This window comes from Streptococcus sp. 2018110, assembly GCF_019754115.1.
Lineage (GTDB): Bacteria > Bacillota > Bacilli > Lactobacillales > Streptococcaceae > Streptococcus > Streptococcus hashimotonensis.
The window spans coordinates 37,558-51,694 of the sequence record NZ_JAIJZO010000009.1; the positions used below are offsets into that span (position 1 = coordinate 37,558).

At 38.2% G+C, this 14,137-nt stretch carries 14 protein-coding genes and 1 pseudogene; 8 read left to right on the plus strand and 7 right to left on the minus strand.

The features are described 5' to 3' along the window. The 3 genes from pbp2X to rsmH are packed head-to-tail and all read right to left on the minus strand — an operon-like array spanning nt 1 to nt 3,534. Nucleotides 1-2,250, minus strand: coding sequence for a penicillin-binding protein PBP2X (gene pbp2X / locus K5Q34_RS06840; protein WP_208546731.1), 2,250 nt, complete (start codon nt 2,248-2,250; stop codon nt 1-3). Continuing rightward, nucleotides 2,250-2,573, minus strand: a complete 324-nt coding sequence (gene ftsL, locus K5Q34_RS06845) for a cell division protein FtsL (RefSeq protein ID WP_002937992.1) — start codon at nt 2,571-2,573, stop codon at nt 2,250-2,252. Before ftsL ends, pbp2X begins: the two co-directional genes overlap by 1 nt. A gap of 10 nt (nt 2,574-2,583) precedes the next feature. Continuing rightward, on the minus strand, nt 2,584-3,534 hold the full coding sequence (rsmH, locus tag K5Q34_RS06850; protein ID WP_002937995.1) for a 16S rRNA (cytosine(1402)-N(4))-methyltransferase RsmH: 951 nt from the start codon (nt 3,532-3,534) through the stop codon (nt 2,584-2,586). A gap of 266 nt (nt 3,535-3,800) precedes the next feature. Between rsmH and K5Q34_RS06855 the strand changes: the two genes are divergently transcribed. The 4 genes from K5Q34_RS06855 (at nt 3,801) to K5Q34_RS06870 (ending at nt 5,849) form a co-directional block, all read left to right on the plus strand. Then, nucleotides 3,801-3,989: a helix-turn-helix transcriptional regulator gene (locus K5Q34_RS06855; protein ID WP_172003178.1), complete on the plus strand. Its 189-nt coding sequence runs from the start codon at nt 3,801-3,803 to the stop codon at nt 3,987-3,989. Between the two features lie 15 nt (nt 3,990-4,004). After that, nucleotides 4,005-4,205 (plus strand): hypothetical protein, encoded by a 201-nt coding sequence (locus K5Q34_RS06860; RefSeq protein ID WP_221864748.1) that lies wholly within the window; start codon nt 4,005-4,007, stop codon nt 4,203-4,205. 13 nt (nt 4,206-4,218) lie between these two features. After that, complete coding sequence (locus K5Q34_RS06865) at nt 4,219-5,301, plus strand: DUF3278 domain-containing protein (protein ID WP_205028726.1); 1,083 nt, start codon at nt 4,219-4,221, stop codon at nt 5,299-5,301. A gap of 116 nt (nt 5,302-5,417) precedes the next feature. Then, nucleotides 5,418-5,849 carry an MFS transporter gene (locus K5Q34_RS06870; protein ID WP_238140157.1) on the plus strand — a complete coding sequence of 144 codons (432 nt, stop codon included), beginning with the start codon at nt 5,418-5,420 and terminating at the stop codon, nt 5,847-5,849. On the opposite strand, the gene K5Q34_RS06875 is transcribed toward K5Q34_RS06870, so the two are convergent. From K5Q34_RS06875 to K5Q34_RS06890, 4 genes and pseudogenes are all read right to left on the minus strand, one after another. Beyond that, complete coding sequence (locus K5Q34_RS06875; RefSeq protein WP_024384919.1) at nt 5,843-6,400, minus strand: DUF6036 family nucleotidyltransferase; 558 nt, start codon at nt 6,398-6,400, stop codon at nt 5,843-5,845. The genes K5Q34_RS06870 and K5Q34_RS06875 overlap by 7 nt on opposite strands. Next, nucleotides 6,393-6,677, minus strand: coding sequence for a hypothetical protein (locus tag K5Q34_RS06880; protein WP_024384920.1), 285 nt, complete (start codon nt 6,675-6,677; stop codon nt 6,393-6,395). The genes K5Q34_RS06875 and K5Q34_RS06880 overlap by 8 nt, the downstream gene beginning before the upstream one ends. Nucleotides 6,678-6,689: 12 nt before the next feature. Then, nucleotides 6,690-7,124, minus strand: coding sequence for a hypothetical protein (locus K5Q34_RS06885; protein WP_205028727.1), 435 nt, complete (start codon nt 7,122-7,124; stop codon nt 6,690-6,692). Then, nucleotides 7,117-8,031, minus strand: a pseudogene (locus K5Q34_RS06890) (IS1595 family transposase). The gene K5Q34_RS06885 and the pseudogene K5Q34_RS06890 overlap by 8 nt, the downstream one beginning before the upstream one ends. 430 nt (nt 8,032-8,461) lie before the next feature. On the opposite strand from K5Q34_RS06890, the gene K5Q34_RS06895 reads away from it, so the two are divergent. From K5Q34_RS06895 to K5Q34_RS06910, 4 genes are all read left to right on the plus strand, one after another. Beyond that, the gene (locus K5Q34_RS06895; RefSeq protein WP_398578129.1) at nt 8,462-10,453 is read left to right on the plus strand and encodes a DNA methyltransferase; all 1,992 of its coding nucleotides are present in this window, start codon (nt 8,462-8,464) and stop codon (nt 10,451-10,453) included. Further along, the gene (locus tag K5Q34_RS06900) at nt 10,453-13,191 is read left to right on the plus strand and encodes a DEAD/DEAH box helicase family protein (RefSeq protein WP_221864749.1); all 2,739 of its coding nucleotides are present in this window, start codon (nt 10,453-10,455) and stop codon (nt 13,189-13,191) included. Before K5Q34_RS06895 ends, K5Q34_RS06900 begins: the two co-directional genes overlap by 1 nt. Before the next feature lie 115 nt (nt 13,192-13,306). After that, nucleotides 13,307-13,654 (plus strand): hypothetical protein, encoded by a 348-nt coding sequence (locus K5Q34_RS06905; protein ID WP_172115863.1) that lies wholly within the window; start codon nt 13,307-13,309, stop codon nt 13,652-13,654. Between the two features lie 52 nt (nt 13,655-13,706). Continuing rightward, complete coding sequence (locus K5Q34_RS06910; RefSeq protein WP_024402625.1) at nt 13,707-14,135, plus strand: NusG domain II-containing protein; 429 nt, start codon at nt 13,707-13,709, stop codon at nt 14,133-14,135. The last annotated feature ends 2 nt before the right edge of the window (nt 14,136-14,137 follow it).

Genomic DNA, 14,137 nt, shown 5'->3' on the forward strand with positions numbered 1-14,137 from the left:
TTAGTCTCCTAAGGTTATTGTTATTTTCTTTGTTTTATTCAAAGCGGTACCGACCTCTACACTTTGGTCGACCACTTTTGAACCCGTTCCTTTATAGGTCACTTCGATACCAGTCCATTCAGCAAATATATCCATATTCTCTTTGGTGATTGCGTACAGGTCTGGCATTTCTTCGAATTTATTTGTCAAGAGTAGAACCTGTTGGTTGGCGATTACGTTACTTCCCTTTTCGACTGAAACTTTTTTAATTTCAGCACCGTTTCCAAGGATAACTGGTTGAACTAATTGACGGCGAAGTTCCTCAGCCGACTCGCCTGGTGCCTTACCAATGAGGTCTGGCAATTGATACTCTGTCTCATTAGCGACCTGTGCCAATGCTGGTGCAGGTGAATCCAGATTCAAATTGTCTTTCAACAGCATCGCTTCTTTCAATGTAGGACTGACAATATCACGCCAAGACAGGACATTCAAAACTTCCGGTTGGCGAATGGTCACATACATGATAAATTCAGGATCCTCAGCAGGGATCATGGCTACTACAGAGTTGATGTAGGCACCTTTAATGTACCCTTGACCATCTTCGCTGGCAATTTCCGCCGTACCTGATTTAACTGCAATATCATAGCCATCAACTTGAATTGCAGGTCCCTGTAAGTCATGTGAGTAGAGCGTACCATAAACAGGGTCAGTACCGACATTTATCATATAGCGAAGTGTGTCATCGGCAGCTTGTTCAGAAACTGGATTTCCCACTTCTTCTTTCGAAGAAACTCTAGCTGTATCTGTATTAGGGTTATAAAGAGCTGAGATGAATTTAGGCTCTAGCATAATACCGTTATTCGCAATGGCGGTAAAACTACGAAGCATCTGTGCCTGGTTTGCAGAAATACCCTGACCAAACGATGACATGGCGATAGAAACAATGTTATCCTCTGGTACCATTCCTGGTGCCTCGTCCCCCATACCAAAACGCGTTGGGTAGCCAAAGCGGAATTTAGCGAGGTAATTTAGCCATTTTTCATCTCCCATCTGTTGCTGCAATAAGGTCATCCCAACGTTACTGGATAGGGAGAAGCCTTGCGCATAATTGAGAGTCACAGCTGAATAACCTGCATTGAGGGTCCAGTCATTGATTTTCGCATCTGCGATAACGTACTCATTATTGGTATAATAGGCATTTGGATCAAAGGTTCCATTATCGATAGCTGACGCTACTGTTAGCACCTTCATTGTTGAACCAGGCTCAAAGGCCTCTTGGTATAAGAGTGACCGCTCTAGCAGTCCTTCTTGTCCCAGACCTTCTTTGGTATCTGAATCATAGCTTGGCCTTTGGGTCGTCGCCAGTATTTCACCCGTCTTGGCTGAAACCAAAGTTGCATTCGCATATCGCCCTCTGGCGTTATCAAAGAAGGTATTCATATTGGTTTCAAGAGAACGTTGTAGATCGGCTGAAATGGTCGTATAGACATCCTGCCCATTTACTGTCTCTGTTTCAACCTTTTCTGTCCCAGGTAGGACACGGCCTTGGCTATCTTTCTCGTAAATAACCTTTCCATCTTGACCAGCCAGAATATCATTCAGATAATATTCCAAACCACTCACACCCTGTAAACTATGACTACCATCCTTGTTTTCAACCGGATTAGCTAACCCGACAAAAATTGAAGAAAAATTTCCATTCGGATACATCCGTCCTGGACTAGCATTAAAGGCAATCCCTTCAATACCTGCCGCCTTCATCTCTTCTTGGATTGAAGACATCGTACTATAGGAGATATTCTTACCTAAGGTCCCAAAGTATACCTGCTTCAGTTCAGGTTGATTCAGCTGCTCCATAACATAAGCCGTCTCCATTCCGAGATGCTTTTTAAAGATTTCTGCTACTTTGCTGAACTGAGAAGACTGCACATACAAAACTTTTTTCAGTTCTGACACATATTCTGTGTCAATGATGGCATAGACTGTATAGGTCGTTGAATCTTCCGCAATAGGAATTCCTGTACGGTCGTATATCGTCCCCCGTTTAGCTTGAACGGTAACTTCACGCTGGTGTACCGCATCAGCTCTTTCTGACAAATCCACCCCAAATTTACTATCGGTGCCGATAATATAGGCAAAGTTGATTAAAAAGAGAAAAAAGACGAAAACCGTCAAAAGAAGTAGGCTCTGTCCTACTCTTCGACGATTTTTTGACGGAACATATCGTTTTTTCAAGACATACCGCAAGAGTTTATTATTTCTTCTGGGCATTATTCGGCTACTCCAATATTGTCATTATTAAAAGTTAATCCAGCTTTTTCAGCAATTTCCATCAATCGAGCTGAACGTGTCAATTCATTGACAGCTTGCTTTGCATCGTTGATTTCAATCTGTTTTTGGCTAATATCTTGATTGACTTTGGCCATCCCAGATTGAAGCTGCAAAAGCCGCGTTTGCATAAAGATAATTCCTATGGCAAGGGCTAATCCAGATAATACGATGCTTGAATAGAAGGCTTTTTCTACACGTGTGAAGGTTCTAATTTTATCACCGATAACTCGCATAGTGGCTTCTCTACGTTTTTCTTGCAACATAGACTCTCTCCTATTTATGTACTTTCTTAGCTACACGCAGTTTGGCTGAATGCGCGCGATTATTTGCCTCTAATTCTTCTTGACTAGGTAAGATAGGCTTACGATTGACCAATTCAAGCGGCGCCTTCAAATCATCTGGAATAAATGGCAACCCTTTTGGAACATCAATCGTACTTGCTTCTTTGAAGAGTTGTTTGGTCAAACGATCTTCTAAAGAATGGAATGTAATAACAGAAATCCGTCCATCCAGAGCCAATAAGTCAATGGCCTGCTGGATAGATTCATCTGCTGCTCCCAACTCATCGTTGACCTCAATCCGAATAGCTTGGAAAATCTGCTTAGCAGGATGCCCCTTCTTCTTAAGTTCCTTGGCTGGCTTGGCAGATTTGATCAGCTCTGCCAACTCAGTCGTTGTTTCAATCGGCTTGACCGCACGCGCCTGTTCAATCTTACGAGCAATCTGCTTGGAAAATTTATCCTCACCATATTTAAAGAAAATTCGTACCAAGTCGTGATAGTCATAGTTATTGACCACATCATAAGCCGTCAAATGTCCCTCACGATTCATCCGCATATCAAGCGGAGCATCTTGTTTGTAAGAAAAGCCACGCTCCCGCTCATCCAACTGTGGACTAGACACTCCTAAATCATAACAAATCCCATCAATCTCTGTTACACCTAGCTCTGCCAAGCGAGTCTTGAGATTGCGGAAATTATCCCTGATAAAGGTCACTTGTCCCTTTTCAATGTAGGATGCCAAGCGAATATGGGCATGATCAATAGCAGTCTGATCCTGATCAAAGGCATAAAGATGCCCCCCATCCGTCAACTGACTGAGCAGATACTCACTATGCCCTGCTCCACCCAGCGTTGCATCCACATAAATTCCATTTGGTTTGATGTCTAACATATCGACTGTCTCATGCAAGAGAACAGTTGTGTGATTAAATTCCTTGGTCATATCTTTTCTATTGTACCACAAATTAAAATAAAAAGTTGTTGCAAACTTTTTACAAAAAAACTGTCAAATATAGTTGACAACTTATATGAACAGGTATATACTAACAGTAAAGAAACATGTCACATATAGTTGACACCAACAGGGAGGTCCCCTCATTTTTTTACAACCAACTGTCGCATATAATTGACATCGCATCTAAGGATAGCTAGTCTATCCTCTCTCTTTACCATAGAATGTCGCATATATTTTACACGAAAGGAGAACCCATGAACCGTGTCAAAGATTATCGCCTACTGCTAGGGATTTCCCAGCTGGATCTTGCCAAAGCCATCGGCGTATCCAGGCAAACCATCAACATGATTGAAAACAACAAATACAACCCCTCGCTAGACCTCTGTATCAACCTAGCCAAAGCTTTACAGACCGATCTCAACAGCCTCTTTTGGAACGATTAGAAAGGAAGAAACCCCATGAAAAAGAATGTACGTCAAGCTCTTATCTCTACCCTTATTTTTATCCCGCTCTTTGTCCTCTTTCAGCTTTGGGGCAATAGCAGAGCAGACATCTTGCACACCATCAGCCAAGCAACATTCTGGGTGAAAGTGCTGATTGCTGGAACTGTCTACTTCCTCGGATTATCTTACCTGCCACTCATTTTTCGTCGTAAGTAAATAGGAGTATCGTATGAAAAAGGAAACCTTTCAAGATAAATTAATCAAACGATTTTACGGTATCGCTGGTCCCCTAGATGAATACCGCAAGCAAGAAGCCTTCCGACTAGGCAATACCTGTTTTATCCTGCTCTTTTGGGGCACCATGGCTCTTACCCTACTGGCACTTGCCCTATCCAAACGCTACCCAGAAGTCGTTGCCTACGGCTACCCAACTGCTCTACTCCTATCCACTCTTTCCTCCAGTATGTATATGACATCCAAGATGCGCCACAGCCAAGTGGACAGTCTAGATGTAGAAGAACTGACTAGCAAGGAACAGAAGCAACTCAAGGGAGCAAGTTTCAAATTCGCCCTCTATTTCACTACCGTTATGTACATTTGGGTGGTTGTTTTCGGTGCCTGGATGGAGGGGCTCAACCCTCTCGACCATTTATTTGACCTCCGAAAATTCCTGTCAGCCTGTCTAGGTGGTATTTTCACAGGCATTGCTCTTGAAATCATGTTACGCAAACGCATGAAAAAGGCAGAAAAACTAACTGTCAGCTCTGCTATTTCCAAAGAAGAACCCAAATGGATCAAAAATATGATTAAACGTTTTTATGGTGTCCGCGGTCCTTTAGACGAATACCGGCGCAGCCAGGCAGATGCTATCGGCGGACAGGCCTTTATCTACTACTTCTACTTCCTAGCTCTTGGAAATGCTGTCGCCTACTTCCTAGCTATCCGCTATTCTCTGGAGGTGGCTACCTACTATCCAATGATCATTGCCTTCTTCAGTATTATCCTAATTGGTATCGTTAATATGCGTACCCTCCATGCTGACTTGCCCCAATATGACTTGGATGAGCTTAGCCCTGAGGAAAGACAAGGCCGGCCTCTTAACCCATTTCTTTGGGGACTGGGAGTTGCCCTGCTATCTAGCCTCTTTGCTGGGCTGGCAGACCTCTTTAGCCTCCAGCTTCCCTTACTGGATTCTATCTTCCACGTAAAATCCCTCCTCTTCGGTGGCATGATAGGCCTCTTTGCCAGTCTAGCCCTGTCTGCCATTGCCTATCTGCAAAAACTGGAAGCAGATACTGCCAAGAAAAAATAAGGAATTATAGTCTTTCAGTTTGCTTTTAGTACTAGGCAACGAGTTGAAGACAGTACTGGAGTACGGCAAAACGAGTTAACGACGTAATAAAAGATAAACTGAGCGACTATAACACCATGAATAAACCTTTTACACCAAAACAAACCTGTCGATTTTTCGTTCTCTTTTATAGTTTACTTTCTGCCCTCTTCATCTACTCTTACATGGTCAATGAGCCAATTAGCGGTTCATTCTTGCTCATGCTACCGACCATTCAGATCATCAAAGCCTATAAAACAGCCAAAGAAAAACGCTACTTTATCATCCAAGCCATCTTTGCCCTGTTTGCCATGACCGTGACCTATTCCATGGGCATTTGGCTAGGGCATGTCAAACCACTTGCTCTCATCCTTCCTGCTGGATTTGCTCTGGCTATTCTTTATTGGATTTATTTTAAGGGAACTATATATCTGTTTACACCAGACACAATATGTAGTATTTCGACAACATCAAAAAAGACGACTTCCAAGCTAGGAAATCGTCTTTTCTTCTATCTTGACTATCAATAATATCTTCTCAGTTTATCCTGATTTTCTTTAAAAAATTCTTCTAGCCAGTCCATCCCATAGGCATGACTGAAGCCTTCTAGGAGAACGGAGAAATCAATGCTATCAAACCCCATTTTCTTCAAACCATCAAAGGTATTAAACGGAGAACGGAAGTGTTTGTATTTGATAATTGCTCCAATATCTTTCAAATCCTGCTCTCTTGTGCTAACCATCTTCATACCCAATACGTATTCAATTGGAGCAACTAAAACAGTTAAGTTTTCGAATGAATATAGGGTCTCACACAAATGTAATGGTGGCTGTCTGTTCATGTTTGCCACATTATTATTGAGCCATAGTTCTTCGTCAGTATTCAAATTAAAGCGTTGCCCTACACGAGCAATAATTTCGTTGATTTTCTGACTTTCTTCATAAAAAGCATCTACATCTTGTGTAGCTCGCAAACCATGATACTCTAAAACATAACCACCAACACAAATAATGGTTAAATGAAGATTGGCTTGAGATAACTCTTGGTTCAAGGCTTCAAAAACAGGTTTCATTTTATCCATGTCTGTATTTCTCCATCATTTTTTGTACATTGGTTAATTTGGCAGGCTTATTTAACGAAACCACATATTCATGAGTTGGTGTATGCTCTTGAATAGCATATTTCAAACTAACCTTTTGAAAATCTGTTAGTTCTTTAGAAGCTAATAACTTTTCGACATCTTCTTCTGTCAAATAAGAATAGTCTTCAAAAATAACTTTTCGCAGATAGCGAAACCAGTGACTAGCATTAAACCGTGATTGCTCTGATGCCTTTATCATGTAGTCGTACCAATCCATCTTGCACCTTCCTTATCTTCTTTTTCTCATCCCCTCATCTTCTTTAGGATAATAATTTAGAGCCTGTTGCAATTTTAAATCAAAACTGGAAAGTTCTAGCTTTTCTTCCTCAAATGGAATCTCAGGTAGTTTAAACTGAAACTTTTTGTAAAAGAAAGTATCAAATTCATCTTTATTATCTGAAATATCTACTAAAGTATCTAACTCAGAAAGTCGAGCTTGTATGCTAATTTTTGTAACTTCTCCAAGTTTTTGATAAATCGCACAATAGGATAGGTCTTGGAAAAATTTTCGGTGTGATTTAACTACTTCCTGAGTGTAAGGGCAGTCATAGTAACTAAGATATTTGGTGTAAAAATTATCAGAGAGAGAAATTTGATAATCTACTAGCTTATTATCAATTGTTTTAGAAACTGTTCGCTCCATTTCTGCATGTAGTTTATCCATGGACTAACTCCTTGTATGTAGTACGAACTTCTGAAGATGACAATAGAAGATTGAAACAGTCGTTGTCAGCCATGCCTCGGGTATTATAACGAAAGTCAAACTCATCTACATAATCTTGTAGATATTTCTTAGACCAAGAATGGTAGATTCCCAGTACACCACGTTTGAGACCTGCCCCAAAACCTTCAATCGTATGTGTATAAACATCATCAATTACATATTCACGAGCACCATGATTTACAAAAGCATGGTCGTACATTTTCGCAACTTTATTATAACCTAACCATTCATCAGTGTAAAGCTGGGCAGCGTCTTTCACAAATTTTACGATTTGTTCTGTTAAAGTTTTTGTGCCTGTATCGGTTACTTTATAAGTATTCAATTTTCCTTCTCGTGCAACCATACCAACAACTTGGATTTTATCTTTTAGGGAGAGACCTTAGGCGTTTTTAACTTTTTTTGAGTTATGGTGATTCTTATTTTTACCACCGATATAGGTTTCATCTACTTCTACAATCCCATCCAATTCATTACTATTTTCTGAACCAAAACATCTACGAATACGCTCTAACATAAACCAAGCTGTTTTTTGAGTAACATGGATGTCTTTTGAAAGTTGAACAGAAGAAATGCCTTTTTTGTGGGATGTCACCATCCAAATGGCAATAAACCATTTTTGAAGAGAAACTTTAGTATTATCAAACATTGTACCCGTTTTAACGCTAAAATATTTGCCAGTATTTTTACATCTGTATTTACCATTTTTACACTTATAAACCTTAGAGGTCTCATCAAAAGGGCTGACTACATAGCCGTTCCAGCGAATTTTTTCTAAATGTTGCTCACAGTAATAATCGTTTGGAAAAGCATTCATCAAATCATACAATGATTTAAATTCACCTAGCATCTTTTTACTCCTTCTTTATTCTAAAACTATTATATCACAAATAATACAAAAATAAATATTATGGTGTAATAATGGATATGATTATTTTCAAGACTAGTATTTTGTGATATAATAGTGTTATAAAAATAGCAAAGGAATTGATTTGTATGAACGCAATCACAGCTCACAGCTCACAGCTCACAGCTCACAGCTCACAGCTCACAGCTCACAGCTCACAGCTCACAGCTCACAGCTCACAGCTCACAGCTCACAGCTCACAGCTCACAGCTCACAGCTCACAGCTCACAGCTCACAGCTCACAGCTCACAGCTCACGCTGATTATGTAATCGGACGTGTTTTTTGTCAAGCACTAAAACAGACTTTTTCACATTTTTGTGAGAAAGTTTTTTATGTTGTCTTGGAAAGTGAGGTGCTTGTATGAGTCAGGCATTGGAAACAACGATTCAGCAAGCACTTCGAGAGGTGACAGAAAGTTTTGGTGAACGCTATGTAGTTAACGGACTTTTGAAGAAAGATGCTATTATCACAGATTTGGATAACTATGAAGTCAATTTAGTGAAGCAACTTCTGGAAAATCAAATTCTAAAAGATGCCTTCACTGAAAATATTGCTAATACGACTATTTTAAAAATCAATGATATTATTCAAGTACTTGAAACAGATGAATATTGGTCAAATTCATATACTCGTTACATTAATAAAATCGGTCTAACAATAAATAATCGCTATTTAGACGAAGTAACAGATGTCGTCCTAGATTTTCCTTACAAAGATACCGTATTAAAGGCAGGAATGAGTAAGGAAGATGTTTCTAAAGAAGATGCTCAAGAGCCCTTTTTAAATGCAATCGTTGCTAGAGAAGAGATTGATGTTCTCCTTGACAATAAAATTTTCAAAAATGCTAAAAAGTATGGCGAAAATGGTAGTTCTGATGTTTCTGAAATCAAGGATACCGATAATCTGATTATCAGGGGAAATAATTTACTTGCACTTCATAGTTTAAAAAATCGCTACAAAGGGAGTGTAAAACTGATTTATATTGACCCTCCTTACTATTTCATCAAAGAAAAAAAAGAAGATACCTTTGCTTATAATTCCAATTTTAAGTTGTCAACTTGGTTGACTTTCATGAAAAACAGACTTGAAATTGCTAAAGAACTATTAGACAAAGATGGAGCTATATTCGTACAGATTAGTGATGACGGTGTTGGTGAGCTACATGTCTTGCTGAAAGAAATTTTTGGTAAAGAAAATTTCATCAATAAGATTACTTTGAAAACAAAGTCTCCTTCTGGTTTTGCAAGTGTAAATCCAGGAGTGTTTGAGACAGCAGAATATATCTTATCATTCGCTAAAGACAAATCAAAATGGAAATACAATCCTCAATATGTTCGTTCCGATTATGATACTAATTATAATCTCTATATATCAAATAAACATGAACATTTTTCAAAATGGGAAATTGAAAATATTGGTGAGTACCTAGCTAGACAGCAAGGTTATGAAAATAAGAGAGTAGCTATCAAAGAATTAGGACGTTCATTTTTTGATAATTTAGTTGCAGACTTTGCCCTAGAACATGCAGACTCAGTATTTCGTTATACAGCTATAAACAATAATGCAAGTAATCTTTTGGTTAAACTTAGAGATAAATCTAAAAAAGAACCTGAGATGGTGTTTTTTCAAGCTCGGGATGAAAACTACGATGTTTATGTCAAAAACGGTCAAGAAATTGCATTCTACTCCAAGAAAATTAGAAAAATAGATGGAGAACGTGTCCCAAGTATTCAGTTATCAAATATTTGGATGGACACTCCTTATGAGGGAATCGCTAAAGAAGGAGGGGTGACCTTAAAAGGTGGGAAAAAACCAGAAAAACTCCTTAGAAGAATTATTGAACTAGCTACCAATAAAGGGGATTTAGTTTTGGATTATCATCTGGGGTCAGGAACAACAGCTGCTGTCGCCCACAAATTGGAACGGCGATATATTGGACTTGAGCAATTAGACTATGGTGAAAACGATAGTGTTGCACGATTAAGTAGAGTTATCAATGGAGATAAAACTGGCGTCTCTAAAGCTATCAACTGGTCTGGTGGAGGTAACTTTATCTATGCAGAATTGATGGACAAAAATTCAACTTTTATTGATGCTGTCCTCAATTCTAACAACTCAGATGAATTAAAAGTTATCTTTGATGACATGAAAACCACTCTTGATTTTGATTTCAGAGTAGATTTGCAGGAAGTCTCAAAAACTCTTTGGGAGCAAGATTTCAAGACACAGAAAAAAATCCTTGTGCAGATTATTGATAAAAATCAGCTTTATCATAACTATTCTGAAATTGATGATGAATCCATTAAATCACAACTATCTCAATCAGATTATGATTTCAATAAGAGTTTTTATGGAGAAAAATGATGGTTAGAAAAGCAAAGCCAAAAGAATTGACCTTTGAACTATTTGATGAACTAAAACATTTGGATATGGATATTTTGCACGAAGAGGCTGGATGGGAGTTGCCACGATATATCATAGATAACCTCAAACATATCCCTCGGTCATATCAGAGTGAAGCTATCCGCTATTTCCACTATACGCAGACGTCAGAAATCTTCAAGCATCGCAATCTGAATCAACTTATGTTTAACATGGCTACAGGGGCTGGGAAAACAGATTTGATGGCTGGTTTGATCCTCTATCTTTTCAAAGAGAAAGGCTATCAGAACTTTCTCTTTACGGTTAATACCAACGGAGTTTTGAGTAAGACAATTGACAACCTGACAAATGTTCAGTCGGCTAAGTTTCTTTTCAATTCGCACATCGAAATTGATGGGGAGCGTATCTCAATCAATCAAATTTCTGGGAAATTTCCAGATTTTCCCAATAAAAACGACATCAACATCAAATTTTTGTCTATCCAGACATTGACAAATGAACTCTTTACCCAGGCTGAAAATGTGGTGTCATTAAAAGATTATCAAAGAGAGAAGACGGTCATTCTGGCAGATGAAGCACATCATTATTCTGCTTCTACGAAAAAGAAAAGTAAGGAGGAATTGGAAAAAGCGTCATGGGAAAAGAGTTTGCTGTCACTTCTTCACACACATCCTGAAAATCTCTTACTAGAATTTACGGCAACGCTTGATTTTGACGATGAGACTATTTATGAAAAATATAGAGACAAAGTTATTTACCGTTACGCCTTAGATTCATACATCAAAGATGGATTCTCAAAAAATGTAAGACGGATTCAAACTGGAAATTCTAATGAAGAAAATATGCTCAGTGTGGTTCTTCTCAGTGAGTATAGACGGAAATTTGCTCTTGAATCATTTGGTATTGATATCAAGCCAATTATCCTTTTCAAATCACAAAAAATTGATGCATCTCATGAAGCAAATAGTTTATTCAATGAGATGATTGACAATCTCACGGTAGAGACTTTGAGGGAGTTCCTCACCTCGCAATCGAAAAGTGTCCCTGACGAGCAAAGTCATACTTTACAGTTGGCTTATCAGTATTATCTTGAACAGGACGACCTTTCAACTATTGTGAAAGAGATAAGGCGTGGATTTTCACCAACGAGAATTTTGAACGCAAATGATACAGATAATAGTTCAAAAGGCTTGCTAGAAACAGGACAGTATCAGGCACTTAATTCCCTTGAGTCACCAAGTAATCTGTATCGCGTTATCTTTGCCGTGGCAAAATTAACAGAAGGTTGGGATGTCCTAAACCTTTACGATATTGTACGTATCAGTAGCTTGGGAAAGATGACTGATAAAAAGGACACTAAGTCAACCAATTCTGAAGCCCAACTGATTGGACGTGGAGCGAGATATAATCCATTTCCCTTGAATAAAAAAATTTCTTATCAAAGAAGATTTGACGAAGATGACGAAACAGCGAGTCTTTTGTTGGAGACTTTACATTATCACACACTTAATGAGCCACAGTATATAAAGAATTTGATGGCATCACTTGATAAGATGAATCTTGCTACGGGGACTGATGGAAAAAATCCTCCAATTGAAATCAAATTGAAACCATCATTTAAGAAAACTCGAATCTATAAAACAGGTAAGGTTTACTATAATGAGACTGAGGAAATTCCTGACAGTTATTATAAACAGTTACGTGACTATGGAATTGAAATTTCTAAAATTGCTACTATTCCTTATTTCAAATCCACCTATGAAACAGGTTACCTTACAGCCGAATCAATAGAGTTAAAAACATCCCAATTAAGAGAAATTGATATTCGTTACTTTAAAAAATCAATTAGTCGCTCTAACTTTTTCCGATATAGCAATCTGAAAAAATATCTTCCAAACCTTAAGTCTATAGAAGATTTTTGGGGCGAGGATTGGTTAGATTTACAGAATCTTACACTATCTGTTATAACGGAAAAAGAAACTATCGTTGAAGATTTTTCAGCTATTGAAAAACTGAAAATTGTTGATAACTTCTTTAACTTACTTAGTTCTAAAATAAAGGCTGGTTATCGTAAAGAAAGGGGGACAAATCGCTTTATTGGTTATCCTATCTCAGAATATCTGGCTGATTATCGCAAAAGAGTACCTAATTATGATACAGCCAAACAGAGTAACACATTTATCGAGCAAAATGTATCTAATATCGGCTTTGAAAAATTTGACTTCTTTGCCTATCAGTCAGCCATAATCAATAGGAATGAAGAAAATTTAGTCAATGTTATTGCAAACTATGTTGATGAATTGAAAGAAAAATACGGTGATGTATTTCTTATTCGCATGGATGAAAATATGTTAAAAGGCACTGATAAAATTGAACAACTAAAATTGCACCAATTTGAAGAAAAGCCGAGAGAAATCACATTTTCTGGATTCCAACCGGATTTCATTTTACTTCTTCAAAATAAAGATTATTATCTTCAAATTTTCATTGAACCTAAAGGTGAACAATTGGTAGAAAAAGATAGATGGAAAGAAGAACTTCTTTCATATATCAATGACCATCAGGAAGAATTGCTTTTTGAGGATGATGTTGATGGAGTTATCATCAAAGGTCTTAAATTCTACAATAAAGAAAATAGTGAACAGACACTCAATCAGTTAGCACAGATAGCTCTTGAAAAGCCACAATTTGGGGGAAATATTAGGATGAACTTATTCTAAAAATCGAAAAGACGATTTCCATTTGGAAGTCGCCTTTTTTGATAGTCTCGAATACTATATGTTGTAGTTGGTGTAAACTGGTATATAGTTTCCTATTTCAAAAAGGAGAAAACAGATGAAGGTTGACAAACCGAAACTCATACTCACTTTGATTGTCCTCTCCTATACAGCAATTTGCAGCCTATATATACATAGCTACCTGACTGGGGACAATCCACCAATCCTTAGCTTACTGTTCACTATACTTCCATTCTTAAATAGCGACCGGCAGACTAGCAACCCAGAAGCAAATGCTGTCCAAAAAGCTATCTATCTTTATCGTAAACCACTGCTCTGGTTTCTCTTTGCAGGTTTTGCCCTAACTTTCTCCATTGGATTTTTCACTGGACAAATCAAACCGCTCCTAGCTGGATTTTGGGGAATGTTAGCCATCCTACTCTTCTTTAGACAATTGAAAAAGTAATCTGTATCCAACATTTTACAAAGTAGGATTTTTTCTATAGAATAGATTGTATATGACATTCAAATCCATTCTCAAACAACTCAAACTATTTGATTATATCTTAATCGGATTTACCCTCATCTTATCCTTTCTTCCAGCAATTTTTACCTATGCACATCTGACAACAGATACAAATGAGGCAAAAACGATTGCCTATGTCCGCATCAATGGTGAGGTGGTCGACCAATTTGAATTATCAAAGGACACACCACATCAAGAAAAGACCTACTATCCCAATGAAGGGCAATACAACATCATTGAAGTTGATGGCGAACGCATTCGGGTCAAGGAAGACAATAGCCCAGACCAAATTGCCGTTATGACCAGCTGGATTAGCCAGCCAGGAGAACTCTCCGTCTGCCTGCCACATAACCTGTTGATTGAAATCAAATCCGTTGGCGGAGAAAGCACTGACGAAGAAGAACTCATTTTACCACTATAACA

Coding starts and splice junctions, on each gene's coding strand:
- K5Q34_RS06910 (WP_024402625.1), top strand. CDS start 13,707: ATGACATTCAAATCCATTCTCAAACAACTCAAACTATTTGATTATATC.
- K5Q34_RS06865 (WP_205028726.1), top strand. CDS start 4,219: ATGAAAAAGGAAACCTTTCAAGATAAATTAATCAAACGATTTTACGGT.
- K5Q34_RS06860 (WP_221864748.1), top strand. CDS start 4,005: ATGAAAAAGAATGTACGTCAAGCTCTTATCTCTACCCTTATTTTTATC.
- K5Q34_RS06885 (WP_205028727.1), bottom strand. CDS start 7,124: ATGGATAAACTACATGCAGAAATGGAGCGAACAGTTTCTAAAACAATT.
- K5Q34_RS06855 (WP_172003178.1), top strand. CDS start 3,801: ATGAACCGTGTCAAAGATTATCGCCTACTGCTAGGGATTTCCCAGCTG.
- K5Q34_RS06900 (WP_221864749.1), top strand. CDS start 10,453: ATGGTTAGAAAAGCAAAGCCAAAAGAATTGACCTTTGAACTATTTGAT.
- rsmH (WP_002937995.1), bottom strand. CDS start 3,534: ATGACCAAGGAATTTAATCACACAACTGTTCTCTTGCATGAGACAGTC.
- K5Q34_RS06870 (WP_238140157.1), top strand. CDS start 5,418: ATGAATAAACCTTTTACACCAAAACAAACCTGTCGATTTTTCGTTCTC.
- ftsL (WP_002937992.1), bottom strand. CDS start 2,573: ATGTTGCAAGAAAAACGTAGAGAAGCCACTATGCGAGTTATCGGTGAT.
- pbp2X (WP_208546731.1), bottom strand. CDS start 2,250: ATGCCCAGAAGAAATAATAAACTCTTGCGGTATGTCTTGAAAAAACGA.
- K5Q34_RS06905 (WP_172115863.1), top strand. CDS start 13,307: ATGAAGGTTGACAAACCGAAACTCATACTCACTTTGATTGTCCTCTCC.
- K5Q34_RS06875 (WP_024384919.1), bottom strand. CDS start 6,400: ATGGATAAAATGAAACCTGTTTTTGAAGCCTTGAACCAAGAGTTATCT.
- K5Q34_RS06880 (WP_024384920.1), bottom strand. CDS start 6,677: ATGGATTGGTACGACTACATGATAAAGGCATCAGAGCAATCACGGTTT.